Raw genomic sequence first — 23,212 nt, 5'->3', positions numbered from 1 at the left:
GGTCTTCCCCTTCAACGAAACGCTTCATGCTGCCCTCCGCCGATCACGATCAGCTTAGCAGATCAAGGCGTTTCCACACAGCCTGGACCCAGAACGGACCTTCAACTGTAGCAGGTGCCCTGATCCGACGACCTTTCTAGATTTCACTTTGGATTTGATCGAGCCGGCTTCTGCAATCTAAGCCGAGAAATGCAACCTGCGCCCATTCGTGCTGCGAAATTCAGGGCGTCCCACCGTATTTCAGGGTCGAATCGATCCACTTCGCCGGATCCCGCTCTCTCGCTCGGCTCGACTGATCTGAGGGGACCTGCGCACCCGAGGCGGCAATACTGTCACGGTGATTTTCTTGGAGATGAGCAGAGGCGCGAAGGGTTTGTGGTCAGCATCACCGAGAACGAGTTGCAGAACATGCTTACCAGGTGGGAGCTCAAGGCGGGTCTCGGTTTGTCCTGCGCCAAAGTGAATGTGTTGTTTATCGGTTGGGATCGGTTCGTTCGGCTCAATCGCCTCGTCTACATCGACCAGGAGATGGTGATGGCCGGTGTTCGGCGTTCTGTCGCCTGCATGGGTGATGCCCATGTTGCGCAGCCCGAACCGAACCGGAAAGCTGCCTCGGATCCGCTGCCCGTCGCCCGGATAGATGATGTAGAGAGACGCGTCCGCTGGGGCCGGTGTCTGCGCCTGAGCCGACCACGATGACCAACAGAAGCATACGGCGGATGCGGCGGCAATTGCACCCTGTCGGACGATCGCATGCATGAATTGTCTCCTTCTCAGAGCGACCGAGCTACCCGGAATCCATGGGCCGGGTATCGCACGCCGCTGTCGTAATAAGCTCGGCTTGCAGATCTGGCATAGCTCGCATCGTTGCGCCAAGAACTGCCACGCAGCACTCTCTCTCGGCAATTTTCCTCAGTCCAAGCCGATCCGTCGGCCGGTGCGCCCTGATAATTCGGGTGCCAGCAATCCGCGACCCATTGCGCAACGCCACCGGCTAGGTCGTAAAGCCCAAGTGGATTTGCCGGAAAGCTGCCGACAAGCGCGGGCTGGCGTGGATCATAGGGTTCGCCGCAGCCTTTGCAGTTGGCCATTTTCGGGACAATCTTGTCGCCCCACCAATAGCGGCCGCCGGTTCCGGCACGGGCTGCATATTCCCATTCGGCTTCACTAGGCAGGCGATAATCCTGTCCAGTACTCTTTGAGAGCCATGCAACATACTGTTGCGCATCGGCCCAGCTCAAGTTGCGGGCTGGAGCCATGGAACTGCCATCGAGGAGGGAGGCACAGGCATTCGCCGCCACACATTGGTTCCATTCGCCGACTGTGACCGGGTATCGCCCGAGAGCAAACGGCTTAACTCTGACTAAATGAGCCGGACTCTCGGATGGATCCTCGGTACTCCCCATCCGGAAGCTGCCTCCGGGCAGACGCACCAGTTCCGGGCAGCCCTGGCAATCCCGCAAACCTGTTCCGAATTCAACCGCCTTGCTCAAAGACTGCGGTGGGGGCACGGCAGCGACTTGGGTATTGCTGGAAGGCGCAGTAGGAGCAGGAGACGCCTCCGGGATTGGAATGGGCAGTTCACCCGACAGGGTTGGAGGCGGTGGAGGCAGGCCCGGAGGGTTGGCAGTTGCTTGGCGTGTAGCATTCTGTTGCGGTTGGGCCGTTGCAGCCTGAGCCGGGACAGAAGCGGCCGGGCTTAACGCGGCCTCTGGCGCCCCTGCCGGACGCTGCGTCAGGAATGCATACCAGCCGCCTCCTGCCACGGCCATTAGCCCCACGAACCCGGCAGCGGTCCAGTTCCATTTGGCTTTGGCATGGCTAGCACGGGAGACCGCGGATGGATCCGGCAGGACCCGATAGATGCGCACAGGATCTGTGATGTTCTTGAGCTTCTCGTCGCCAAGCGATTGATAGCCGCAGACCAACTTGTTCTTGATCTGCTCATAGACGCCGCCTGAGATATAAACACCGCCAGGATCGGCCATGTTTTCCAGGCGCGCCGCGATATTGACCCCATCGCCATAGATATCATCCGGATCGACGATGACATCGCCCAGATTCACTCCGATCCGGTATCGGATCCACTGCTCCTGTGGCAGCGAGGTGTTACGGGCCGCCATCGACTGCTGGATTACGATAGCGCAGCGCACGGCTTCGAGAGGACTATCGAACATGGCTAGAAAGCCATCGCCGGTTGTCTTGATCACACGGCCGAAATGCTCATTGATTGTCGGCTCGATCATCTCGCGGCGATGCCGCTTCAGGCGCGCAAGCGTGCCTTCCTCGTCAAAGCCCATGAGCCGGCTGTAACCGGCGATGTCCGCCGCAAGGATCGCCGCAAGCCGGCGGGGGCTACCAATAACATGGGAAGTGCTCTCTCCGGGCATAGCAACCCCTGGCGGCACAGTAACAACCTAAAGATTACACCCGATCAAGCTGCTAATGCAATCGACCGTCCCTGGATCGTTCCGGCGCCAGGTGTCTTGTCCTAAGGCATGACGCATCACGGGGTAGCATGAACCTCAGCCGCGTCGCGCGTGATCCCTCTGTGTCACATGAGTCCAACCGGTTGCGAAAGTTTAACCCCGCTCATAGAACACCGTGAGAGGGTGACAAATACCGAGGAAACCTGGTCATTGAGGGTGGGAAGCAACCAACCCGCGGTCGCCAGAGGCGTTACTTTCATGTTCTAAAGGACCCTGCCTATGAATGTGACACCGTGCGATTGGGAAAAACTGTGACAGATGACTCCGCCGCCCGTCCCGTGTCACTTTCAAGTCTGGGATGGTCTGATTTTTTCAAGGATCAGCTTGAGCCTCATGAGGCAGGGCTTGCCCCACATCGTATTGCTACGGTCCACCGCGCCCGCCTGACTGCCATATCCCAAACCGGGCCAGTCGGTCTGACACTTCCGGTTCACAGCCAGACCGGCGACTTTGCCGTGGGGGATTGGGTGCTTGCCGACCCTCAAACCCAGCTGCTGCATCGCCGACTGATCCGCAAGACGGTGCTGGAGCGTCGCACCGAAGGCAGCAAGACCCCGCAGCTCGCTGGTGCTAATGTTGATACGCTGTTCATCGTCACCTCATGCAATGCTGATTTCAACCTCGCGCGGCTGGAGCGCTATCTGGCACTGGCGAATGAGGCCGGGACCAACCCGGTGATCCTGCTGACCAAGGCTGACACCGTGGCAGATGCGCAGACGTATCTAAAACAGGCGAGCGCACTGCAACGCGGGCTGCCCGTCGTGATCTTAAATCCTCGATCCAAAGATGCCGCAGCTGCTTTAGCCCCGTGGTGCGGTGTCGGGCAGACAGTGGCGCTGGTCGGATCCTCAGGTGTCGGCAAATCGACTTTAGTAAACACACTGGCAGGCCTGACGCAGGAGTTGGCCCAGGAAACCGGAGGAATTCGCGAACACGACTCCAAAGGGCGCCATACCACAACCTCGCGGTCGCTTCATGCCATCGCAGGTGGCGGATGGGTGATCGACACGCCGGGGATGCGCACGCTCCGTGTCAGCGATGCGGCTTTTGGCATTGAGACCCTGTTCGCTGAAATTACTGAGCTTGCCCCTCTTTGCCGGTTCCGCGACTGCACGCACGCCCATGAGCCCGGCTGCGCCGTCCAAGGAGCCGTTACCGCAGGTGTGCTGGACCCGGAGCGTCTCGCCCGGTGGCGCAAGCTGGTAGAGGAAAGCAGCAACCAAACGTCGGGCCGCAACGGGCCGCGTGGTGGCAATGCCGCTGCGGGTCGAAGCAAGAAGCGCTGAACGACGGCCGGTAGGGCTGCTCGCCTACACGGGATATTGATCACTTTCCGATAGGTCCGGCCGCATTGGACCCAATGTGGAGGGATGGAGACGGTCACCTGAAGCACTCCGAACTGGTGGCTTGCTCTTCCGTCGAAGGTGATGCCTGTTTTCTCTGAGTGCTGGATATGTACGGCCACAAGCCACATGTCATCTCGTAACATGGAGCCGATCCTTCGTGATGATCTGAAAACCATGGGACAGCGGACGCTCGCAGGGAGGTTTGTCTCAGCCCTGCATCTGGAGCAGTGCCATTACGCCTTTCATCACGTTCGTGCGATGTGGGATGCGGCGAACTGGTCTGGAAGGGTCAGTCGTCTATGCTGTCATTCAGTGATCCACGCCTGGGGTTCTACATGAGCCACCATCCAATCATCTGTCCTGATCGACGCTCTTTGCTGATCAAGGCGGCCGTCACGTCCGCCTCCGTTATCATCCCGCGGAGCCTGGTCGCGGCCGAGCTTGTCCCAACACCAGTACAGACGGAGGGGCCCTTCTACCCAGTCGAGTTCCCCCCTGACATGGACAATGACCTTGTCCGTATCACGGGCCAAGCCGCTCAGGCTCTGGGACAGTTGGTACACGTGTCGGGGCGGGTGCTGGACACCCGCGGGCAGCCGAAGCCTGGCAGTGTGGTCGAGATCTGGCAGTGTGATGCCAATGGCATCTATCGCCATCCGCGTGCGGGAGGGCAGGGCCGCATCGACCATGCTTTCCAGGGCTATGGCCGCACCCAAGTGGATGAACAGGGCAGATATCGGTTCCGCACCATAAGACCCGTGCCGTATCCCGGGCGGACCCCCCACATCCACTTTGCCGTGCATGTACCGGGGCAGGGACGTCTGGTTACCCAGATGTACATTGAGGGCGAACCCCTCAACGCACAGGATGGAGTCCTCAACCGCATCCGTGACCCTCAGGCCCGCCGCAGCGTGATCGTTCCCTTGGCTTCTGGGCAGGTCCCTGAGCCCGGCGCGCTCCAAGGGCGCTTCGATATTGTCGTGGCAGTTTAGATCTGGTGCTCTCGCCTAGCGCGTCACCCAGACAATAAGCCGAGTATCTGCTCAAGGAGGGAGCACTGCACGCGCCTGAAGGGCAGGGCATCTTCTGCTTCGATCCGCAACGGGATACTCCGGCATCAGCACTGTGGCATCACCGATTACCTTTCATGCCGGCTCAACAGAATTTCCTTGGCTTGGTTCACCCGCGCGGCGAGATAGGTCGAGCCGCCTTGATCCGGATGGAGCTTCTTCATCAAGGAGCGGTGAGCCTGTCGGATCTGATCGGGAGCGGCCCCTGGTTGGAGATCAAGGATCCGGTAGGCTTCCTCCGGAGTCATGACACCTGATGCGGGCTGAGCGGCTGCCCGCCGCTGCTCCTCATTCTGAGTATCTTCGCGCCAGCGAGGAAACCGACGGTCGAGGTAGGCTTCGAGAAGGCGGACGCCGTCCGGATCGCCGGCTTGGCACTCCGTCAGCAGATCCCGCAGGCGAGCCTCATCCAGTGACCCGAGTTGCTGCCCGGCGAAAGCACCGGCAAGCACGGAGCCCTCCATCTCGCCGGTGTCGTGATCAAGAATCATCTCAATCAGTCCTGAGCGAACGCGCGAAGTACTGCCGGAGGTCCGCTGCGGACGTGTGCCAAGACCAGTGAAGGTGAAGCGACTCCACCCGAGGAGCCAGGCTCCGAGACTTCCAATCAGCAGGGCTATGTCGACCCGCCCCCGCACCGCAAACAGGCCCGCCAAGCCCAACGCCAGCACCCCGCCGGTGATTTTGAGAAATTTCGCCAGAGTCGCAGGGTTCGCATGCGCGAAGTTGCTTAGGAAGAACCAGAGGGCCGTGACGGCCACGATGCCATACAGCAGCATCACGGCTTGCGCTCATTGATGGTGGTGAGCAGGCCATGGGCCTGCGCGTTGCTTGCGGACAGCCGGGCAAGTCCCTCGACGCCACTGGTCGCATAGGTGGCTGCGGCACGCAGGAGTTCGGACAGTGTGTGGGGAGCTCCTGCATCGAACCGCGCATAGGCTCCGCCGCTCAGGCGGGCGATCTCCTGAAAGGCGCGGGCCGCATCAGGATCGTGCCCCTCTTGGAACATGAAGGCTTTCACTCCGAGGAGACCGAGTTCGCCTGCGACGGCACAGAGATCGTCGATTGGCTCCTCCATGGCGTCGCCAACGTAGACGAGCACTTTCACCGGGGTTTGGCTCGCCTCAGTGCGGACATGGCGGAGCACCCGCCCGATCTGGGTTTGACCACCCTGGCAGTTGATCTTCGTCATGAGCTCGGTGAGAGCCCGCGGATCCGCGACCCAGCGGGAGGCGCGGCACTCACCGAAACCTCGGAAGTAGACCAACTGCACTGAGAGGCCGCCGGCCTGGCCGGCCGCAGCAAACATCTCGCCCTGGACCCGGCAGGCGAGATCCCATGTGGGCTGCCGGCTCATGGTGGCATCAAGCGCGAACACGAGCCGCGCCCGGGGCGCATTGCCGGCCAGTGGCCCAAGGCGCTTGGCCTCCGCCAGGAACGAGTCAACCATTGAAGCCGGACTGCCAGCAGTTGTGGGTGGTCGTGTGAGATCCTTCTTGTCAGCCATTGCATCTCCCTCTCCAAAGAGGTGGGGCTTGAGGGAGCGCCTGTAAATCCGAATACGGAGGCATAGCGCGGCAGCTCCAGGTTGCGAGACCTGCGAAGATAGGGGAGAACATGCAGGAAGAATGCTCGATGTAGTAGGCGCTGAAAGTAGTGCGGAACACCCTCACGAGAGGGGTCATGGACCGTCACTTGTTGGCAATTGCCGGAACTAGGCCGAATGTCCGCTTGAGACGCAAACATCGGACGTTCCTCAAGAGCAGTGAATTTCTTCGTTTGATCCATTTAAGACCTTTGGCATTTGCATCAGCCGTGGCCCAAACGGGGAGCACCAGCCATCATGCACGATGCTGACATAGGTGCGCGCAGAGCCCACCCACGAACTCATCCGGAAAACAGCTGCCTTCGGCACCAAGCGGGCGACGCAGGTCTTAGGGCGCTCTGGTCGCTGTTGATGGCAGATCTATAGTCCTCTGTGGCAGCGCACGCTCAGGTGGGGAGAAGGCAACATCAAATGACCCGACCATTGCCGATAAATAGGAAAATATCCTTTATCAAGGCAGGCTCCGGCCCTGCAATGCCGCGGTTTCCTGTGCATGCAGGCTGACGACTCATCGAAGTCTTCGGGTGCAGCGATGGCCATGAGCTGTTACCATCAGGAGTGGCTCGGAGAGCGCCCATGACCACGAGGGTATCCTTTGAAGGTCCCAATCGGGATCGCTCAGTGCATCCGAATGCCCCGAACGAGGGCGTTATCTCCGAGGATGTCTCAGCTGAAACTGCTGGCCTGCCAATAACTGTCCGGTCGCTCCCGACAGTCGTGATCCTTTCCGATATCCGGTTCCTGCAAGAGGTCTTGGCTGAGATTCTGGGTCGCGAGGCTGGGCTGTCCGTGATCGGCATTGCTGCAAACCTCGTCGAGGCGCAAGCGAGCTGGCCGGGCATCCATCCCGATATAGTCCTGCTCGACACAACCCTGCCTGATGCTCTCGGCGCCGCCGCTGCGGTTCGGGAACTCCTGCCGAAGGCTCGCGTGATAGCTCTCTCGGTGACGGAGACAGAGGAGAATGTGATCACGTGGGGCGAAGCTGGTGTGGCCGGCTACATTCCGCGTACGGCCACCCTGACCGATGTGATCGCCGCGATCGGGAACACCATGCGCGGCGAGCAGGCCTGCTCGGCACGCATCAGCGCTACGCTCTTGCACCGGCTCGCGGAACACCCCACCCCGTCACCCGCCGCAAACCAGCCCCTATTAACGGCACGGGAGGTCGAGATCGTTCAACTCCTAGCGACAGGACTATCCAACAAGCAAATTGCCCTCCACTTGCGCATCAGTCTGGCCACGACCAAATCGCACGTCCACAACCTTCTGACCAAGCTGGAGCTCCCCCGTCGAGGTCATGCAGCGATTTGGCTTCGCCAGCACGCAATCACTCTTCAGGATGCCCGCTGACGATCGGCACTCGTCCACCAACTCCATCCTTCTGCATCCTTTTCGTACCGGAGGATGGATATCGCATGCCGCCTTTTGCCGTGAGAATGCATGTGCTCTCAATGCAAGGAGAGTCCCTTGTCGGTTGGCATCCAGACTGCTCTGGTTACCCTGTCGCCCTTGCTCAGTGACATCATCACCCGAGCGATAAGACCAGAGATCGAGCTCGACGTGGTGGCTGAGCTCCACAGCGGAGACTTGCTTAAGGAGCAGCTTCGTCTGATCGGTCCCGAACTGATCCTGATCGGCTTGCAGGCGGGACAGACAGACGCGATCGCCGCGACTGCCCTTGCGGCGGTACCGACCGCAAAGGTGATCGCCTTCTCATCTGACTGCCGTCACGCTTACCTGCATGAGATGCGGCCTTATCAAATAATGCTCATCGACGTCACGCCGGCGGCACTGGCTGGAGCCATCCTAGGTCAACAGCTCGGGGCACAAGCCTGACTTCCCGTATGAAGGGATTAGATCCTTTTTTGATCCTCTCTCAATCCATTGATGGATAGATCAGGACAGGTTGCGAGTAGAATATGTCAACGGTTGCAGCCCTGTTGCACTCAGACCGCCGTTCTTGGTCATAGCCGCACTGCCTTGCTCCATTGACGTGCGTCATCCGGCTGGCACGCGAGAGGCTCACCGTCATGGGTGAAGCCATTCATCTGTAGCCAACCTCGCTACTCCAGCAAGAAGATTGATGATGTCCCTATTTGCCACCTCAGCAGCCGCGATCGTTGCCACTTCAGTAGCCGCGGGTGCTCTCGGCCTGCTCCCCGCACCGGTAGCCGCAAACCCCACGCAACAGAGGGCATTGACCGAAGACGCCGCAATCCGCCCCTTCCGCATCGACATTCCCGAAGAGGCACTTGTGGACCTCCGCCGCCGCATCGCGGCGACACGATGGCCTAACCAGGAGACGGTTAATGACCAGTCGCAGGGCATCCAGCTCGCGAAGATCAAGCCGCTCGTCGAGTACTGGGGCACCGGCTATAGCTGGCGGAAGGCGGAAGCGAAGCTGAATGCCCTGCCACAGTTCATGACAACGATCGATGGCGTCGACATCCACTTTATTCACGTTCGCTCGAAGCATCCGAATGCCATGCCGCTGATCATGACCCATGGCTGGCCGGGATCGGTGTTCGAGCTACTCAAGATCGTCAGCCCACTGACCGATCCCCCGTCTCATGGTGGGCATGTGGAGGACGCCTTCGATCTCGTTCTCCCCTCGATGCCTGGCTACGGCTTCTCCGGCAAGCCGACGGGTCTCGGCTGGGGGCCCGATCGCATCGGGCGAGCCTGGGCGGAGTTGATGAAGCGTCTCGGCTACACCCGCTATGTTGCCCAGGGTGGCGACTGGGGCTCCCCCGTCTCCAGCGCGATGGCACGCCAGGCGCCGACTGGTCTGCTGGGCATCCATGTTAACTTGCCGGCGACGATCCCGCCCGAAGTGGATCAGGCACTGGCCAACGGTGGGCCTGTGCCGGCGGGATTATCCGAGAAGGAACGTGCGACCTTCGACGAGCTCAGCGCCTACGGAAAGATGGGGAGCAGGTCCTACGCTGTGATGATGGGTACGCGGCCGCAGACGATTGGCTTCGCCATAACGGACACCCCAGGCGGCCTTGCGGCGTGGATGCTCGGCCATCCCGGCTTCGCGACGTGGACCTATAGCAGCACTGATCCAGAAAAGTCCCCAGACGAGGTCCTGGACGACATCACGCTGTATTGGCTGACGAACACCGCAGCCTCGGCCGCGCGGCTGTACTGGGAGAACAAATCCAACATTCTGTCCGCGACCTCGGAGAAGACCGCCGAGATCTCGCTCCCGGTGGCGATCACGGTCTTTCCGGGGGAAGTCTATCGAGCTCCGGAAACATGGGCCCGGCGCGCCTACCGCAACCTGATCTACTTCCACGAGGTCGACAAGGGCGGGCACTTCGCTGCCTGGGAACAGCCGGAACTCTTCAGCGCCGAGCTTCGCGCCGCGTTCAGGCCGCTCCGTTAGTCGTGGCCGTCAGGCCTAAGTCGGGACCGCTTGTGCTGACGCGCGTTCTGAGCCCTGAACGGTGCTTGCCAGATTACGCATGCTTGAAGGTCGAAAGGAGATCCACGTGAGAGTGACTCAAATGATTGCGGCGGCAGGACTATTGTTCGCAAGCGGATTGTCGCTGCAGCTGGTGCACGCGCAACAGTCAGGCATCGGACGCACTGATGTCCTGCGACACGATCTCGGCGAAAATGGACGCGAGCTTATCCAGGTGCGTGTCGACTTTGCTCCGGGGGCGGCGTTCGGCATGCACACACATCCGGGCGAAGAGGTCGCCTATGTCCTCGAAGGCTCGCTGGAATATCAATTCGAGGGCAAGCCGCCGGTCACACTCAAGGCCGGTGACTCATTATTCATCCCGGCTGGAACGCTCCACGCGGCAAGGAATGTCGGCAGTGTCGACGCCGCCGAGCTCGCTACTTATCTCGTCGACAAGGGGAAGCCGCTCGTCGTGCTGGGTCAGGTAAGCGCCCGGTGAACTAACTGGGGGCGGCAAGTGCCCGCCAAGTCGATGCAAAGGGAGACCGTCATGAACCAACTCGACACTATGATGGGACGAGATACCGCACCCGCCGCGAGGGCAACCGACATGAAACTCGAGGTTGTTGCCATTCCTGTTGCGGACGTCGATCTCGCCAAGCGCTTCTACGGCGACTTGGGGTGGCGTCTTGATGCCGACTTCGTCGTCGGTGACGAGTTTCGAGGCGTTCAGTTCACACCACCAGGCTCGCCGTGCTCGATCCAGTTCGGCACCGGGGGCCCGTCGGCTGTACCAGGCTCGGCACGCGGACTCTATCTTGTCGTTTCGGACATCCAGTTAGCACGTGCCGAGCTCATCAATCGCGGCATCGACGTGAGCGAACTGTTCCACCGTGCGGGTCCGGGTCAGCCACCTCTCAGTGGTCCGGATCCGGCGCGGCGCAGTTACTTCTCATACGCCACGTTCAGCGATCCGGATGGGAACGAATGGCTGTTGCAGGAGGTCACCACCCGGTTCCCAGGCCGGATCGACGCCAATGCGACGAGCTTCGCCTCTGTATCGGATCTGGCGAGCGCGATGCGGCGCGCGTCGGTCGCCCATGGTGAGCACGAGATGCGGGCCGGCGGCCAGCGAGATGAGAACTGGCCTGACTGGTATGCCGAGTACATGGTGGCGGAGCAGGCTGGCAAGGAGCTGCCGTCATGAGCTGCGGCTACGACGTCATCGACTGAGGCTCGCGGGCTCGCGGGCTGTGCGTCCATTTCGTCGAGCACAATCTGGCCGGCAAATCTGGCAACCGCTCTATGGCCCGAACGTGTCGCCGCTCAAGCATCGCAACGTCGCTTGGACTCCAGGAGGCATTCACCGATGAACGCAAGCAAGCTCTTGGTAGCTGCCTTACTTGCCACGTCACTTGGGACACCGATTCCGGGCCTCGCAGGAGACACGAAAGTGCTGCAGCCGATCATATCCGCAGAGATACGGGTCCCGTTCCTCCATGGGCTTCTCTCTGGCCAACTCGGTAGTCAGACTGAGCTGGCTTCTCTTGAGCGCGCGAACGAATGGCTGAATTCGCCGCCTCTGACGCCGCCGGCTTTGCGGGGAAAAGTCGTCCTCATCGATTTCTGGACCTACACTTGCATCAACTGGCTGCGGACCGCTCCTTATGTCCGCGCGTGGGCCGAGAAATACAAGAATCAAGGGTTAGTGGTGATCGGCGTCCATGCGCCGGAGTTCACTTTCGAGAAAAACATAAACAACGTTCGCTGGGCCGTGAAGGAAATGCGGATCGACTACCCGGTCGCAGTGGACAATGAGCATACTATCTGGCGAGCTTTCAAGAACAGATACTGGCCTGCGTTATATTTCGTCGACTCCCAGGGCCGCGTTCGACATCATCATTTTGGTGAGGGCTCATACGAACAATCGGAGATGATAATCCAAGAATTGCTGGCCGAAGCAGGAAATAGCGGGGCCGCCCGAGAACCCGTGTCGGTAGATGCTCGTGGTATCGAAGCCGCCGCCGACTGGGGCAGCCTGAAGTCGGCGGAAAACTATGTTGGATATGAGCGCAGCGAGAACTTTGCCTCACCTGGCGGGGCGGCCGTGGACAAGCCTCACATGTACCAATTGCCTGCGATGTTGCGCCAGAACGAATGGGCGCTGTCTGGCGACTGGACAGTGCAGAAGGAAAATGCGGTTTTGAATAAACCCAATGGCAGCATCGCATATCGTTTTCACGCCCGCGATCTTCATCTCGTCATGGGCCTGGCAGCACCAGGAGCGCCCGTGAGGTTCCGCGTGCGGATCGATGGACAACCACCAGGCGCGGCTCGCGGGATTGACGTTGACGAAGAAGGCAATGGCGCAGTGACCGAACAGCGGCTGTACCAGCTGATCAGGCAGTCCAAACCCATCGCCAATCGACAGTTCGAGATCGAGTTTCTTGGTCCAGGCGTGGAGGCGTTCGCTTTCACGTTCGGCTGATCCCGCCCAAGACCATCGAGAGAAGGAAGTTCCAAGTGGACACGATCTCGGAACCAATCAACCGGCACCGCCGTGATTTTCTTGGTGCTGCGGCCGCAACGGCTGCGGCCGCGCAGCTGGGCATTATGGACTCTGCAGCAGCACAGACTGGCAAGACAAAAGCCGTAGGACCGCCCACGGTGAAGTTGGGGGCGAACACGTCATTCAGCACGCTTAGGCAGATTGATGCTGGCGTCCTGAATATCAGCTACGCCGAAGCCGGCCCGCTCGATGGCCCCGCGGTCCTGCTCCTGCACGGCTGGCCTTACGACATCCACACCTATGTCGATGTAGCTCCTTTGCTGGCAGCCTCGGGGTACCGGGCGATCGTCCCTTATCTGCGCGGCTATGGCACAACGCGCTTTCTTTCGGGCGAGACCATCCGCAACAGCCAGCAGTCGGCCCTCGCTGTCGACATCATTGACTTGATGGATGCTCTCAAGATCGAGAAGGCGATCCTCGCCGGCTGCGATTGGGGAGCGCGCACCGCGGGCATCATGGCGGCGCTCTGGCCGGAGCGCTGCAAGGCTCTCGTCTCCGTTAGCGGTTATCTGATTGGCAGCCGTGAACTGAACAGGATGCCGTTGCCGCCGAAGGCCGAGCACGATTGGTGGTACCAGTATTACTTCGCTACGGAACGTGGCCGCGCCGGCTACGAAAAATACCGGCGTGAGTTCTCGAGGCTCATTTGGCAACTCGCTTCGCCGAAATGGAGTTTCGACGACGCCACTTTCGATCGCAGCGCGGCGGCGTTTGACAACCCGGACCACGTCAGCATTGTGATTCATAACTACCGCTGGCGGCTCGGGCTCGCTGACGGCGAGCCGAAGTATGACGATCTGGAAAAGCGGCTTGCCGAATTCCCGGTCATTGCGGTTCCCACGATCACCTTGGAGGGGGATGCAAACGGTGCGCCGCACCCGGACCCCAGCGCCTATGTGAAGAAATTCTCCGGCAGGTATGAGCACCGGCTCATCAAAGGCGGCGTCGGGCACAACCTGCCGCAGGAAGCCCCGCAGGATTTCGCCCAAGCGGTCACCGACATCGCCGCCGGAAGTTGAAAGCGATCTTCGCGGCGACTGGAATGCGCGTGCGTAAGCTTCCGGTTCATATTGCCTCGTTGAAGTAGCCGTAAGAACCTCAATAGAGAGGAGGAGCGTTATGAAGTGCGTTGTCCTCGCATTCGCCTGTAGTTGTCTGATCCTTCCTGCCAGCGCTCAGCAGGTCGTCAAGGAGCTTCTGCACACACCACCGAAGGGTGACAAGCTTGAAGCGCGGCTTGCCACCGCCACGATCCAACCAGGCGCTGTCGGGAAATGGCATACGTACCCGAACCATCCCGTCGTCTACGTTGCCGAGGGCACACTTACGGTGGAGTTCCGAGGTGGCGAGCCGAAGGTTTACAATGCCGGACAGGGCTTCGTCGAACCCATCAACACCGTAGTGCGGGGCACCAACAGGGGTCAGATGCCAGTCAAGCTCGTGATCTTTCAGTTGAGCCCACCTGAGGTTCCGGACGCCACGGACGCTCCATCGCAGTAGAGGGCCCAAAAATGGTGTGAGCTTAAAGCGTGGACCGGCATCGACGCGCAACCGCCTGGCGTGAAGATTGCTATGCTGGCGCAGTCGCTTGTGTTCGGCGGCCAAGTGAAGCACGTGGACGATGTCGTAGCCACGGCCGTCAAGAGCGTCCGCCAGATCGCGAGGCTCGGCAATGCCGTCGACGTGGTTGCCGATCATATGGGCGCGGCGAAAACGGGACTCGCGGCGCTGGTGACCGGTTGGGAAGACGGGCTACACGCCAAGCTCGAGCAAGCGACGCGCAAGTCGGGGTCGTGGCTCAGAACATCAGCAATGTCGATCGGGGATAGGGGGCGCCGTTACAGAGTTCAGCGTGACCGACACCGGAGGACACGGCTGCGATCCTCGGCTCGGGGCTCATTGTGGAGGCCGTATATGAACCAATTCTTCGACGCCATCGTCATCGGGGCCGGACAGGCTGGCCCTTCTCTGGCTGGACGGCTGACGGCCACTGGCATGAAAGTCGCGCTGATTGAGCGGAAGTTCATTGGCGGAACCTGCGTCAATACTGGCTGTATGCCGACCAAGACGCTGATCGCCAGCGCCTACGCAGCCCATCTTGCCCGGCGAGGCACCGAGTATGGGATCGAGATCGAGTGCCCGATCAAGATCGACATGAAGCGGGTCAAGGCTCGGGCTGAAACCGTCTTAACGAATGCCCGCACGAATGTCGAAAAGTGGCTGCGCAGCATGGACGGCCTGACGGTCATTGAAGGGCATGCCCGCTTCGAGAGTATGGATACTGTCCGGGTGGGCGAGAGCCAGCTGAAGGCGCCGCGCATCTTTCTCAATGTCGGCGGCCGCGCGAGCGTTCCCGACCTACCGGGGGTCGGCACCGTCGCCTATCTGACGAACACGTCGATCCTCAAGCTCGATATCATCCCGCGGCACCTAGTCGTCGTCGGGGGCAGCTATATCGGGCTTGAGTTCGCCCAGATGTACCGCCGCTTCGGCGCGGAGGTCACGATCGTGGAGAGGAGTCCGCTGTTGATTGCCCGCGAGGGCGAGGACGTGTCTGAGACAGTCCGAGAGATCCTCACCGATGAGGGGATCGTGGTGCGCACCACCGCCACCTGCATTGGCTTCAAACCCCATTCTGAGGGCGTGATGGTCGACATTGATTGCGCATCCGGGGAGCCGTTCGCGGTAGGATCGCATGTGCTGCTGGCGGTGGGGCGCCGGCCCAACACGGATGATCTCGGCCTCGACAAGGCCGGGGTCTCGGTCGATGCCCGGGGTTACATAGGGGTGGATGACAGCCTGGCCACCAACGTCCCCGGCATCTGGGCCCTGGGCGACTGTAACGGCCGCGGAGCCTTTACGCATACCTCCTACAACGATTACGAGATTGTCGCCGCCAATCTTCTCGACGGTGGCAACCGCCGGATGACCGACCGGATCCCCGCCTACGCGCTCTACATCGATCCACCGCTTGGGCGCGTCGGCATGTCGGAGACGGAGGCGGTGCGCACGGGCCGTAAGCTACTGGTGGCCAAACGCCCGATGACGCAGGTTGGGCGTGCGATCGAGAAGGGCGAGACCAAGGGGTTCATGAAGGTGATCGCCGACGCGGAGACGAAGCAGATCCTGGGTGCAGCCATCCTGGGTGTTGGTGGCGACGAGGCGATCCACGGCATTCTGGACATGATGAATGCCAGAGTGACCTATCCGGTCCTGCAATGGGCGGTTCCCATCCACCCGACCGTTTCGGAACTGATCCCCACACTTCTTGGAGACCTGAAGCCCATTGTATAAAGAGTTGGTCGGTTCCAGTTCGGACAAGCGCAGACTTGCCGCGACGAGCCTGCCCAGACGCGGAAGGTCTGCTTGTGGCACATTTCAGACCCTATCCGAAGGTCCGCTATCGAGCGGAACGCAGTCATTGGTCCAATCGATTGCACCCGTACTTTCCTGCTACGCCACAACCGGACTGGGTGAACTTAGGGCGGAGAACAGAGGCAAAATTGGCGCTCCAAGGGTCCTTGTTAGCGTCTAGAGAACGTCCGTCAGAGAATCGTTGCCCCGAAATTGGCACAAGAAATCCGGCACTTAAGGATAGAATGCCTTAGGAGAAAAATTCTGCAATTTCAGAGACTTAGATAGTGGCGGAGAGGGGGAGATTCGAACTCCCGATACGGTTGCCCGTATGCCGCATTTCGAGTGCGGTGCATTCAACCACTCTGCCACCTCTCCGGGGTGCGAAGGCCTTAGGGGCCCGCTGGTTGAGGCCGGGTGGATATCATGGGCTTTGCGGGTCTTCAAGCGCCAAAAGCAAGGTTTTTGATTGACAAAGACAGGGGGCGTCGGTAGGTAGGCGTCCTCTATGAGCGGGCACGAGTGCCTGCGCATATCCATGCGGCAGCTTGAGGCTGCCGTGAACCGAAGCCGGAAACTGCCAAAAAGCCAATCCGGTGGGGCTTGCCCCGCTGAGAATTGGGTTTGAACACGAGGATCAAGATGTTCGCAGTGATCAAGACCGGCGGCAAGCAGTATCGCGTTGCCGCCAACGACGTCATCACCGTCGCCACGCTCGCAGGCGAGCCGGGCACCGCCGTCACGTTCGACCAGGTTCTCATGGTCACCAATGACGGCAGTACCCAGGTTGGCGCCCCCCTCATCGAGGGCGTGACCGTGGCAGGCGAAGTGGTGGAACACACCCGCGGCGAGAAGGTCATCTCCTTCAAGAAGCGCCGTCGCCAGAATTCGCGTCGCAAGCGCGGGCATCGCCAGGACTATACCGTTGTGCGGATCACCGAGATCCTCGCCGGTGGCGAAAAGCCCAAGAAGGCTGCGGCCAAGAAGACCACCAAGGCTGCGGCTGACGAAGCTGCGCCGGCCACCGCTGAATAAGCGTTCGGCATCAACAGGAACACGGGAGTAACCCATGGCTCACAAAAAAGCAGGCGGTTCGTCTCGCAACGGTCGCGACTCGGCAGGCCGTCGTCTGGGCGTCAAGCGCTTCGGCGATCAGCAGGTTGTCGCCGGCAACATCATTATTCGTCAGCGCGGCACCAAATGGCATGCCGGCGCGAATGTCGGCATGGGCAAAGATCATACCCTCTTTGCCACGGCCAATGGCCGAGTCCGATTCCTGACGCGTCAAGGCCGAGCATTCGTATCGGTCGTACCGGCCCAAGAGGCCGCAGAGTAAACGGCGAGAGCAAAACGAAGGAGCTCCCGCCGGCATCACACCGACCCGGCGGATGAAGAGCTCCAGACAGGCCCCTTAAAGGCCAAGCTCCAATCCGAAATCGACAGGGGAGGTGGGATGTCCACCTCCCCTTCGTCATTTCTAGGGCCCAGGGAGGGCCCGACTGGATCGGAGCAAGACGATGTTTCCCGACCTCACCCGTGACGATGTTTTCCGCCTCGAGACCCGCCGCCTGTGGCTGCGCTGGGCCCGTCTTGCGGATGCTCAAGCCATCGTACGCCTCGCCGGGGAGAAAGCGGTCGCGGAGATGACGGCGCGAATTCCGCATCCGTATCACCCGGACGATGCCGGGCGGTTCATCTTCCAGTCCCGGCGGTCCAATGCGGACGGCCAGAGCCTGCAGCTCGCCATCACGCCGAAGGGAAAGCCCAACAGCCTCATCGGCATGGTGGGGATCGGGCCGAATCCGGAGACGGGTAAGCCCGATCTCGGCTATTGGCTCGGCACCCCCTTTTGGGGCAAGGGCTATGCCACCGAGGCGGTCCACGCGCTGATCGATGCCTTCTTCGCCTATGGCGAGGAGGACGAGGTCACGGCCTGCGCCCGGGTGATCAACCCGGGGTCCCGGCGGGTGCTGGAGAAGTGCGGCTTTGCCTATCAGGGCGCCGGGCTCTCCGAGCTGCCGGCCCGGTGCGGCCTCTATCCGGTGGATCACTTCCGGCTCGACCGGCGCACCTGGGAGAGCCTGAAGACCTGGGGCCAGACCGGCTTCGTGCGCGAGCCGCTCTCCCTCGAGGTCGAGGTGGAGCGGGAGATCTCTCTCGCGAGCTAAAGCATCGGACCCAAAAGTGGATTTGCACTTATGGGACAAATCTGATGCTTGGGCACATAAGGCGCTCCCGAGATCTTTTCGGGAGCGCTTCTCTTTCGTCCGCGTTGCTCCCGCACGATGGACGTGGACGGCTGCATTTTAACCGCGAGAGCAGATCCGCTTTTGCGAAAAGTGTTCCAGTCCCGTAAAGGATGCGGGTTATGAAATTTCTCGACCAAGCCAAAATCTTTATTCGCTCCGGCAACGGCGGTGGCGGTGCCATCTCGTTTCGCCGTGAAAAATTCATCGAGTTCGGCGGGCCGGACGGCGGCGACGGCGGCCGCGGCGGCGACGTGTGGGCGGAGTGCGTGGAGGGTCTCAACACCCTCATCGACTACCGCTACCAGCAGCATTTCAAGGCCAAGACCGGCGGCCACGGCATGGGCAAGAACCGGCACGGCGCCAAGGGCGCCGATGCGGTGCTCAAAGTTCCGGCCGGCACGGAGATCCTGGAGGAGGACGACGAGACCGTCATCGCCGACATGACCCATGTGGGCCAGCGGGTGCTGCTGGCGAAGGGCGGCAACGGCGGCTTCGGCAATGCCTATTTCACCTCCTCGACCAACCGGGCTCCGCGCCGGGCCAATCCCGGCCAGGAAGGCATCGAGCGCACGCTCATCCTGCGCCTCAAGCTGATCGCCGATGCGGGCCTCGTCGGGCTGCCCAACGCAGGCAAGTCCACGTTCCTGGCGACGACAACGGCCGCCAAGCCGAAGATCGCCGACTACCCCTTCACCACGCTCCATCCCGGTCTCGGGGTGGTGCGGGCCTATAACCGCGAGTTCGTGCTGGCCGATATTCCGGGCCTGATCGAGGGCGCGTCCGAGGGTGTGGGCCTGGGTGACCGATTCTTGAGCCACGTAGAGCGCTGCCGGGTGCTGCTGCATCTGGTCGAGGGCACGAGCGAGGACGCGGGCGAGGCCTACAAGACGGTGCGCCATGAGATTGAGGCCTATGGCCATGGCCTGGACGAGAAGCCCGAAATCGTGGCGCTCTCCAAGGCGGATGCTTTGGACGAGGATATGCTGAAGGAGCAGCTGAAAAAGCTGAAGAAGGCCAGCAAGCGGACCCCTTACGTCATTTCCTCGGCCTCTGGTCAGGGCGTCCAGGAGGTGCTGCAGGCATTGCTGACCGTCATCGACCAGGCGAAGGTCGAGGAGGAGCCGGTTCAGTCCCAGGACGAGTGGCACCCGTGAGCCCGCAGCTCGGCCAGTTCCGCCGCGTCGTCCTGAAAGTCGGCTCTGCGCTGCTTGTGGATAGGGCGCGCGGACGGCTGAACCATGCCTGGCTCGCGGCGCTCGCCGAGGACATTGCCGATCTTCATGCCAAGGGCGCCGACGTTCTCGTGGTTTCCTCCGGGGCCATCGCCATGGGACGCACGGTGCTGGGGCTCCCGTCCGGTCCGTTGCGTCTCGAGGAGAGCCAGGCGGCGGCTGCCGTCGGGCAGATCGCTCTCGCGCGCACCTGGTCGGAGGTGCTGGCTCATCACGGCATCACGGCCGGCCAGATCCTGGTGACGCTCGCGGATACGGAGCAGCGGCGGCGTTACCTGAACGCCCGTGCCACCACCCTGAAGCTTCTGGAGATGCGCGCCGTTCCGGTGATCAACGAGAACGACACGGTGACGACCTCAGAGATCCGCTATGGCGACAACGACCGTCTGGCGGCCCGCGTCGCCACCATGATCGGCGCCGATCTCCTGGTGCTGTTCTCCGACATCGACGGCCTCTATACGGCGCCGCCTGCCTCCGATCCGAATGCCGAGCACATCCCGGTGGTCGAGCGCATCACGCCGGCCATCGAAGCCATGGCAGGCGGGGCGGCTTCCGAGTTGTCGCGCGGCGGCATGCGCACCAAGGTCGAGGCCGGCAAGATCGCCACCGCCGGCGGCACGCACATGATCATTGCCGATGGCCGCACGAAGAACCCGTTGAAGCGCGTGTCCGAGGGCGGGCGCTGCACGTGGTTCCTCACACCGTCCAATCCCGCCACCGCCCGCAAGACCTGGATCGCAGGCGCCCTTAAGCCGCGCGGCACGCTGACCGTGGATGAAGGTGCAGCCCGCGCCCTACAGAGCGGCGCGAGCCTGCTGCCGGTGGGCGTGCGCCGGGTCGAGGGCTCGTTTCATCGCGGCGACGCGGTGACGATCCGCAGCGAGGCCCGCGTGCTCGGCCGGGGGCTTGTGGCTTATGATGCGGAGGATGCATTGCGCATCATCGGTCGCCCGAGCCGCGAGATCGAAGGTATCCTCGGCTATCCCGGCCGCACCGAGATGGTTCACCGGGACGACATGGCTCTCAGCGACTGATCTTCGTCGAGAAGCTTCAATAAGGTCTGCGCATCGCCGGGCGCGGCGCTTTTGATGTCGTTGTCGAAATACACATAGACGCTGCGCTCTTGCCCGCGCCAATCGGCAATACGCCGGGTCCAGTCCTGCAATGTCTCGGCCGAGTAGCTGCCCGCATAGCGGCCATTGGTGCCATGCGCGCGCACATAGACGAAATCGGCGGTCGCCTCCCAGGGCGCGGGCGCATCCGCGTGATCGGAGATGCAGAGCGCGGCGTTGTGATCGCGTAAAATTCGGAAAGTGTCCTCCTCGTACCAGCTCGGGTGACGGAACTCGAAGGCGCAGCGGCGTCCTTTAGGCACCAGCGACAGGCAGCGCGCCACGCGCTCCCGGGTCTCGGCATCGGCCTTGAAGGTGGGCGGCAGCTGGAACAGGACCGGGCCAAACTTGTCGCCCAAGGCATCCATCCGACCGAAGACCAGATCGATGCTCTCCTCGATCCCTTTCAGCCGCTTCATGTGGGTGATGAAGCGCGAGGCCTTCCAGGCAAACAGAAAGCGTTTCGGGGTGGAATTGTGCCAAGCCTGCACGGCCTTCTCGGTGGGAAGCCTGTAGAAGGAGTTGTTGATCTCCGCCGTGTCGAAGCGCTGGACGTAATAGGACAGGAAATCCTTGATCTTCAGACGCGCCGGGTAGAAAGGTCCATGCCAGGACCGATAGTGCCAGCCCGACGTTCCGATGCGGATCTCAGGCAAGGCGGAGCGGCTTGGCTCCAGGGCCACCTGCCGTGCTATGGGTTCCGAATGAGGCATTTCCTCTGAGGCTATCAGGGGCTGGGACTTGGACATGGACGACATTCGCGCCTTGATTGCAGAAGTGCTCGCTGACCACCTCAACGCGCCAGGTGCGGCTTCGGTCGGAAATCCGGACGTTCCGGCTCTCATGCGCGAACTTGGCCGCCGTGCACGCGCGGCCGCCCGGTGCGTGGCGCTGGCCTCCACCGAGGACAAGAACGCCGCGTTGCGGGCCATGGCCGCCCGCATCCGCGCGCAGGCGGATGCGATTCTTGCCGCCAATGAACAGGATCTGGCCGAGGCGAGGGCTAAGGGGCAGCCTGCCTCCTTCATCGACCGGCTCATGCTGAACCCCGAGCGCCTTGAAGCCATCGCGGTTGCGGTCGAAAGCGTCGCCGACCTGCCCGATCCGGTCGGGCGTGTACTGGCGCGCTTCGAGCGCCCCAACGGGCTGGAGATCGACCGGGTGGCGACGCCGCTTGGCGTCGTCGGGGTGATCTTCGAGAGTCGTCCCAACGTGACGGCGGATGCGGGTGCGCTGTGCCTCAAGGCCGGCAATGCCGCGATCCTGCGCACTGGGTCGGAGAGCTTCCGCACGTCCTTGGCCATCGCGCAGGCGATGGGGGAGGGGCTGGAGCAGGCGGGGCTGCCGTCCGACGCCATCCGCCTCGTTCCGACCCGCGACCGCGCGGCGGTGGGCGCCATGCTGTCGGGACTTGACGGCAACATCGACGTGATCGTGCCGCGCGGGGGCAAAAGTCTCGTGGCGCGGGTGCAGGAGGAGGCCCGGGTGCCGGTCTTCGCGCATCTGGAGGGCATCTGCCACGTCTTCGTGCACGGCTCAGCCGATCTGGAGATGGCGAAACAAATCGTGCTGAACGCCAAGATGCGCCGCACGGGAGTCTGCGGTTCGGCCGAGACGTTGCTGGTGGACCGCGCCTGTGCCGACACGCACCTGAAGCCCCTTGTATCCATGCTGCTCGATGCGGCTTGCGCCGTGCGCGGGGACGAGGCCGTGCAAGCCGCCGATCCGCGCGTGACTCCGGCCACGGAAGAGGATTGGCGCACCGAGTACCTCGATGCCGTCATCTCCGTCCGGGTCGTCGATGGGCTCGACGAGGCCATCGGCCATATCGAATCTTATGGCTCCCACCACACAGATTCCATCGTGACGGATGACGAGGCGGCGGCCGAGCGCTTCCTGGCCGAGGTGGATTCGGCCATCGTGCTCCACAATGCCTCGACCCAGTTCGCCGATGGCGGCGAATTCGGCTTCGGGGCCGAGATCGGCATCGCCACGGGCCGGATGCATGCCCGCGGGCCGGTGGGCGTGGAGCAGCTGACCTCGTTCAAATACCGCATCCGCGGCTCGGGCCAGACGCGTCCGTGAAGCCTTCCGCCTCTCGCTTCCGCATCAGGCCATCTAGCCTGACCCGTCTGCCGCGGGTGGCTCCCGGCATGCGGATCGGCCTCTATGGCGGATCCTTCAACCCGGCCCATGCCGGGCACCGGCATGTCAGCCAGATGGCCCTGAAGCGGCTCGGGCTCGACCGGGTCTGGTGGATCGTCACGCCGGGCAATCCCCTCAAGGACACGGGCGAACTCGCCACCACGGCCATGCGGGTCGAGGAGGCTCAGGCTGTGGCCGATGACCCCCGCATCGACGTGACCGCCTTCGAGGAGGAAATCGGCGCCCGCTATACCGTCGATACCCTGACCTATCTCAAGCGGCGCTATCCGAATGTCCGGTTCGTGTGGATCATGGGGGCGGACAATCTGGCGAGCTTCCACCGCTGGCGCGGCTGGCGGCGCATCGCCCGCATGATGCCGATCGCCATCGTCGACCGGCCCGGCTGGACCCTGAAGGCGGTCCGCTCCCGCAGCGCCACAGCTCTGTCGGGAGCCCGGATCGACGCGGCCGATGCCTTGGCCCTCCCGGGCCTGAAGCCGCCTGTCTGGGTTTTCCTGCACGGACCCCGGTCCCACCTGTCGTCCACCCAGCTGCGCCGGTTGCGACGAACTTCTCCCACGGAAGGACGTTGAAAAATGGGGCCTTCCCGCATTATCTTAAGGAT

At 61.9% G+C, this 23,212-nt stretch carries 23 protein-coding genes and 1 tRNA gene; 18 read left to right on the top strand and 6 right to left on the bottom strand.

Translation table 11 applies throughout. The annotated features are described in order from the left end of the window. Nucleotides 1-240: 240 nt before the first annotated feature. Nucleotides 241-759 (bottom strand): DUF4399 domain-containing protein, encoded by a 519-nt coding sequence (locus VB618_RS19250; RefSeq protein WP_329798363.1) that lies wholly within the window; start codon nucleotides 757-759, stop codon nucleotides 241-243. Nucleotides 760-773: 14 nt separating this feature from the next. Next, nucleotides 774-2,390: an SUMF1/EgtB/PvdO family nonheme iron enzyme gene (locus VB618_RS19245; RefSeq protein WP_329798362.1), complete on the bottom strand. Its 1,617-nt coding sequence runs from the start codon at nucleotides 2,388-2,390 to the stop codon at nucleotides 774-776. A 338-nt stretch (nucleotides 2,391-2,728) separates the two neighbouring features. Here VB618_RS19245 and rsgA point away from each other — a divergent pair, with 338 nt between their 5' ends. Together rsgA and VB618_RS19235 are read left to right on the top strand one after the other, a co-directional pair. Further along, complete coding sequence (rsgA, locus tag VB618_RS19240) at nucleotides 2,729-3,775, top strand: ribosome small subunit-dependent GTPase A (RefSeq protein WP_329798371.1); 1,047 nt, start codon at nucleotides 2,729-2,731, stop codon at nucleotides 3,773-3,775. A 359-nt stretch (nucleotides 3,776-4,134) separates the two neighbouring features. Further along, entirely contained in the window at nucleotides 4,135-4,827 is a 693-nt protein-coding gene (locus VB618_RS19235) for a protocatechuate 3,4-dioxygenase (protein WP_329798361.1), read from the top strand. A 146-nt stretch (nucleotides 4,828-4,973) separates the two neighbouring features. On the opposite strand, the gene VB618_RS19230 is transcribed toward VB618_RS19235, so the two are convergent. Further along, nucleotides 4,974-5,684, bottom strand: coding sequence for a DnaJ domain-containing protein (locus VB618_RS19230; RefSeq protein ID WP_442931869.1), 711 nt, complete (start codon nucleotides 5,682-5,684; stop codon nucleotides 4,974-4,976). After that, nucleotides 5,684-6,412, bottom strand: a complete 729-nt coding sequence (locus VB618_RS19225) for a VWA domain-containing protein (protein WP_329798359.1) — start codon at nucleotides 6,410-6,412, stop codon at nucleotides 5,684-5,686. Before VB618_RS19225 ends, VB618_RS19230 begins: the two co-directional genes overlap by 1 nt. 675 nt (nucleotides 6,413-7,087) lie before the next feature. On the opposite strand from VB618_RS19225, the gene VB618_RS19220 reads away from it, so the two are divergent. The 9 genes from VB618_RS19220 to VB618_RS19180 all read left to right on the top strand — a co-directional run bounded on the left by VB618_RS19220 (nucleotide 7,088) and on the right by VB618_RS19180 (nucleotide 15,789). Beyond that, nucleotides 7,088-7,864, top strand: coding sequence for a response regulator transcription factor (locus VB618_RS19220; protein ID WP_329798358.1), 777 nt, complete (start codon nucleotides 7,088-7,090; stop codon nucleotides 7,862-7,864). 117 nt (nucleotides 7,865-7,981) lie between these two features. Beyond that, nucleotides 7,982-8,350, top strand: a complete 369-nt coding sequence (locus VB618_RS19215; protein WP_329798357.1) for a hypothetical protein — start codon at nucleotides 7,982-7,984, stop codon at nucleotides 8,348-8,350. A gap of 247 nt (nucleotides 8,351-8,597) precedes the next feature. Then, nucleotides 8,598-9,905: an epoxide hydrolase family protein gene (locus VB618_RS19210; RefSeq protein ID WP_329798356.1), complete on the top strand. Its 1,308-nt coding sequence runs from the start codon at nucleotides 8,598-8,600 to the stop codon at nucleotides 9,903-9,905. Nucleotides 9,906-10,026: 121 nt separating this feature from the next. Continuing rightward, on the top strand, nucleotides 10,027-10,425 hold the full coding sequence (locus tag VB618_RS19205) for a cupin domain-containing protein (RefSeq protein ID WP_442931868.1): 399 nt from the start codon (nucleotides 10,027-10,029) through the stop codon (nucleotides 10,423-10,425). Between the two features lie 51 nt (nucleotides 10,426-10,476). Next, nucleotides 10,477-11,133: a VOC family protein gene (locus VB618_RS19200; protein ID WP_329798354.1), complete on the top strand. Its 657-nt coding sequence runs from the start codon at nucleotides 10,477-10,479 to the stop codon at nucleotides 11,131-11,133. Nucleotides 11,134-11,295: 162 nt separating this feature from the next. Continuing rightward, nucleotides 11,296-12,414 carry a thioredoxin family protein gene (locus VB618_RS19195; RefSeq protein ID WP_329798353.1) on the top strand — a complete coding sequence of 373 codons (1,119 nt, stop codon included), beginning with the start codon at nucleotides 11,296-11,298 and terminating at the stop codon, nucleotides 12,412-12,414. Nucleotides 12,415-12,458: 44 nt separating this feature from the next. Continuing rightward, entirely contained in the window at nucleotides 12,459-13,514 is a 1,056-nt protein-coding gene (locus tag VB618_RS19190) for an alpha/beta fold hydrolase (protein WP_329798370.1), read from the top strand. A 100-nt stretch (nucleotides 13,515-13,614) separates the two neighbouring features. After that, the gene (locus VB618_RS19185) at nucleotides 13,615-13,995 is read left to right on the top strand and encodes a cupin domain-containing protein (protein WP_329798352.1); all 381 of its coding nucleotides are present in this window, start codon (nucleotides 13,615-13,617) and stop codon (nucleotides 13,993-13,995) included. 414 nt (nucleotides 13,996-14,409) lie between these two features. After that, nucleotides 14,410-15,789 carry an FAD-containing oxidoreductase gene (locus tag VB618_RS19180; protein ID WP_329798351.1) on the top strand — a complete coding sequence of 460 codons (1,380 nt, stop codon included), beginning with the start codon at nucleotides 14,410-14,412 and terminating at the stop codon, nucleotides 15,787-15,789. A 348-nt stretch (nucleotides 15,790-16,137) separates the two neighbouring features. Here the strand turns inward: VB618_RS19180 and VB618_RS19175 are convergent. After that, a tRNA-Ser gene (locus VB618_RS19175) sits at nucleotides 16,138-16,227 on the bottom strand. 264 nt (nucleotides 16,228-16,491) lie between these two features. On the opposite strand from VB618_RS19175, the gene rplU reads away from it, so the two are divergent. The 5 genes from rplU to proB all read left to right on the top strand — a co-directional run bounded on the left by rplU (nucleotide 16,492) and on the right by proB (nucleotide 20,364). Further along, nucleotides 16,492-16,884 carry a 50S ribosomal protein L21 gene (gene rplU / locus VB618_RS19170; protein WP_173946682.1) on the top strand — a complete coding sequence of 131 codons (393 nt, stop codon included), beginning with the start codon at nucleotides 16,492-16,494 and terminating at the stop codon, nucleotides 16,882-16,884. Between the two features lie 34 nt (nucleotides 16,885-16,918). Then, nucleotides 16,919-17,185: a 50S ribosomal protein L27 gene (rpmA, locus tag VB618_RS19165; protein WP_036355650.1), complete on the top strand. Its 267-nt coding sequence runs from the start codon at nucleotides 16,919-16,921 to the stop codon at nucleotides 17,183-17,185. Nucleotides 17,186-17,366: 181 nt separating this feature from the next. Further along, entirely contained in the window at nucleotides 17,367-18,017 is a 651-nt protein-coding gene (locus VB618_RS19160; protein WP_329798350.1) for a GNAT family N-acetyltransferase, read from the top strand. A gap of 200 nt (nucleotides 18,018-18,217) precedes the next feature. Further along, nucleotides 18,218-19,252, top strand: a complete 1,035-nt coding sequence (gene obgE / locus VB618_RS19155) for a GTPase ObgE (protein WP_329798349.1) — start codon at nucleotides 18,218-18,220, stop codon at nucleotides 19,250-19,252. After that, nucleotides 19,249-20,364 (top strand): glutamate 5-kinase, encoded by a 1,116-nt coding sequence (gene proB / locus VB618_RS19150; protein WP_329798348.1) that lies wholly within the window; start codon nucleotides 19,249-19,251, stop codon nucleotides 20,362-20,364. The genes obgE and proB overlap by 4 nt, the downstream gene beginning before the upstream one ends. On the opposite strand, the gene VB618_RS19145 is transcribed toward proB, so the two are convergent. Beyond that, complete coding sequence (locus tag VB618_RS19145) at nucleotides 20,334-21,155, bottom strand: DUF72 domain-containing protein (protein WP_329798347.1); 822 nt, start codon at nucleotides 21,153-21,155, stop codon at nucleotides 20,334-20,336. The two genes, proB and VB618_RS19145, sit on opposite strands and share 31 nt — an antisense overlap. Nucleotides 21,156-21,285: 130 nt before the next feature. On the opposite strand from VB618_RS19145, the gene VB618_RS19140 reads away from it, so the two are divergent. Together VB618_RS19140 and VB618_RS19135 are read left to right on the top strand one after the other, a co-directional pair. Beyond that, nucleotides 21,286-22,527, top strand: a complete 1,242-nt coding sequence (locus VB618_RS19140; RefSeq protein WP_329798369.1) for a glutamate-5-semialdehyde dehydrogenase — start codon at nucleotides 21,286-21,288, stop codon at nucleotides 22,525-22,527. Continuing rightward, the gene (locus VB618_RS19135) at nucleotides 22,524-23,180 is read left to right on the top strand and encodes a nicotinate-nucleotide adenylyltransferase (RefSeq protein WP_329798346.1); all 657 of its coding nucleotides are present in this window, start codon (nucleotides 22,524-22,526) and stop codon (nucleotides 23,178-23,180) included. Before VB618_RS19140 ends, VB618_RS19135 begins: the two co-directional genes overlap by 4 nt. Nucleotides 23,181-23,212: the final 32 nt, after the last annotated feature.

Source organism: Microvirga sp. CF3062 (genome assembly GCF_036314045.1).
Classification (GTDB): Bacteria; Pseudomonadota; Alphaproteobacteria; order Rhizobiales; family Beijerinckiaceae; genus Microvirga.
Note: the sequence above shows the minus strand (reverse complement) of the source record. Positions and strands in the feature narration are given on the sequence as shown.

Excerpts from the sequence above, each read along its gene's own strand:
- VB618_RS19250 (WP_329798363.1), bottom strand. The coding sequence starts at position 759 with ATGCATGCGATCGTCCGACAGGGTGCAATTGCCGCCGCATCCGCCGTA.
- VB618_RS19210 (WP_329798356.1), top strand. The coding sequence starts at position 8,598 with ATGATGTCCCTATTTGCCACCTCAGCAGCCGCGATCGTTGCCACTTCA.
- VB618_RS19230 (WP_442931869.1), bottom strand. The coding sequence starts at position 5,684 with ATGCTGCTGTATGGCATCGTGGCCGTCACGGCCCTCTGGTTCTTCCTA.
- VB618_RS19200 (WP_329798354.1), top strand. The coding sequence starts at position 10,477 with ATGAACCAACTCGACACTATGATGGGACGAGATACCGCACCCGCCGCG.
- VB618_RS19140 (WP_329798369.1), top strand. The coding sequence starts at position 21,286 with ATGCGCGAACTTGGCCGCCGTGCACGCGCGGCCGCCCGGTGCGTGGCG.
- VB618_RS19195 (WP_329798353.1), top strand. The coding sequence starts at position 11,296 with ATGAACGCAAGCAAGCTCTTGGTAGCTGCCTTACTTGCCACGTCACTT.
- VB618_RS19245 (WP_329798362.1), bottom strand. The coding sequence starts at position 2,390 with ATGCCCGGAGAGAGCACTTCCCATGTTATTGGTAGCCCCCGCCGGCTT.
- obgE (WP_329798349.1), top strand. The coding sequence starts at position 18,218 with ATGAAATTTCTCGACCAAGCCAAAATCTTTATTCGCTCCGGCAACGGC.
- VB618_RS19180 (WP_329798351.1), top strand. The coding sequence starts at position 14,410 with ATGAACCAATTCTTCGACGCCATCGTCATCGGGGCCGGACAGGCTGGC.
- VB618_RS19185 (WP_329798352.1), top strand. The coding sequence starts at position 13,615 with ATGAAGTGCGTTGTCCTCGCATTCGCCTGTAGTTGTCTGATCCTTCCT.
- VB618_RS19220 (WP_329798358.1), top strand. The coding sequence starts at position 7,088 with ATGACCACGAGGGTATCCTTTGAAGGTCCCAATCGGGATCGCTCAGTG.
- VB618_RS19235 (WP_329798361.1), top strand. The coding sequence starts at position 4,135 with ATGCTGTCATTCAGTGATCCACGCCTGGGGTTCTACATGAGCCACCAT.
- VB618_RS19225 (WP_329798359.1), bottom strand. The coding sequence starts at position 6,412 with ATGGCTGACAAGAAGGATCTCACACGACCACCCACAACTGCTGGCAGT.
- VB618_RS19205 (WP_442931868.1), top strand. The coding sequence starts at position 10,027 with ATGATTGCGGCGGCAGGACTATTGTTCGCAAGCGGATTGTCGCTGCAG.
- VB618_RS19160 (WP_329798350.1), top strand. The coding sequence starts at position 17,367 with ATGTTTCCCGACCTCACCCGTGACGATGTTTTCCGCCTCGAGACCCGC.
- VB618_RS19145 (WP_329798347.1), bottom strand. The coding sequence starts at position 21,155 with ATGCCTCATTCGGAACCCATAGCACGGCAGGTGGCCCTGGAGCCAAGC.
- rplU (WP_173946682.1), top strand. The coding sequence starts at position 16,492 with ATGTTCGCAGTGATCAAGACCGGCGGCAAGCAGTATCGCGTTGCCGCC.
- rpmA (WP_036355650.1), top strand. The coding sequence starts at position 16,919 with ATGGCTCACAAAAAAGCAGGCGGTTCGTCTCGCAACGGTCGCGACTCG.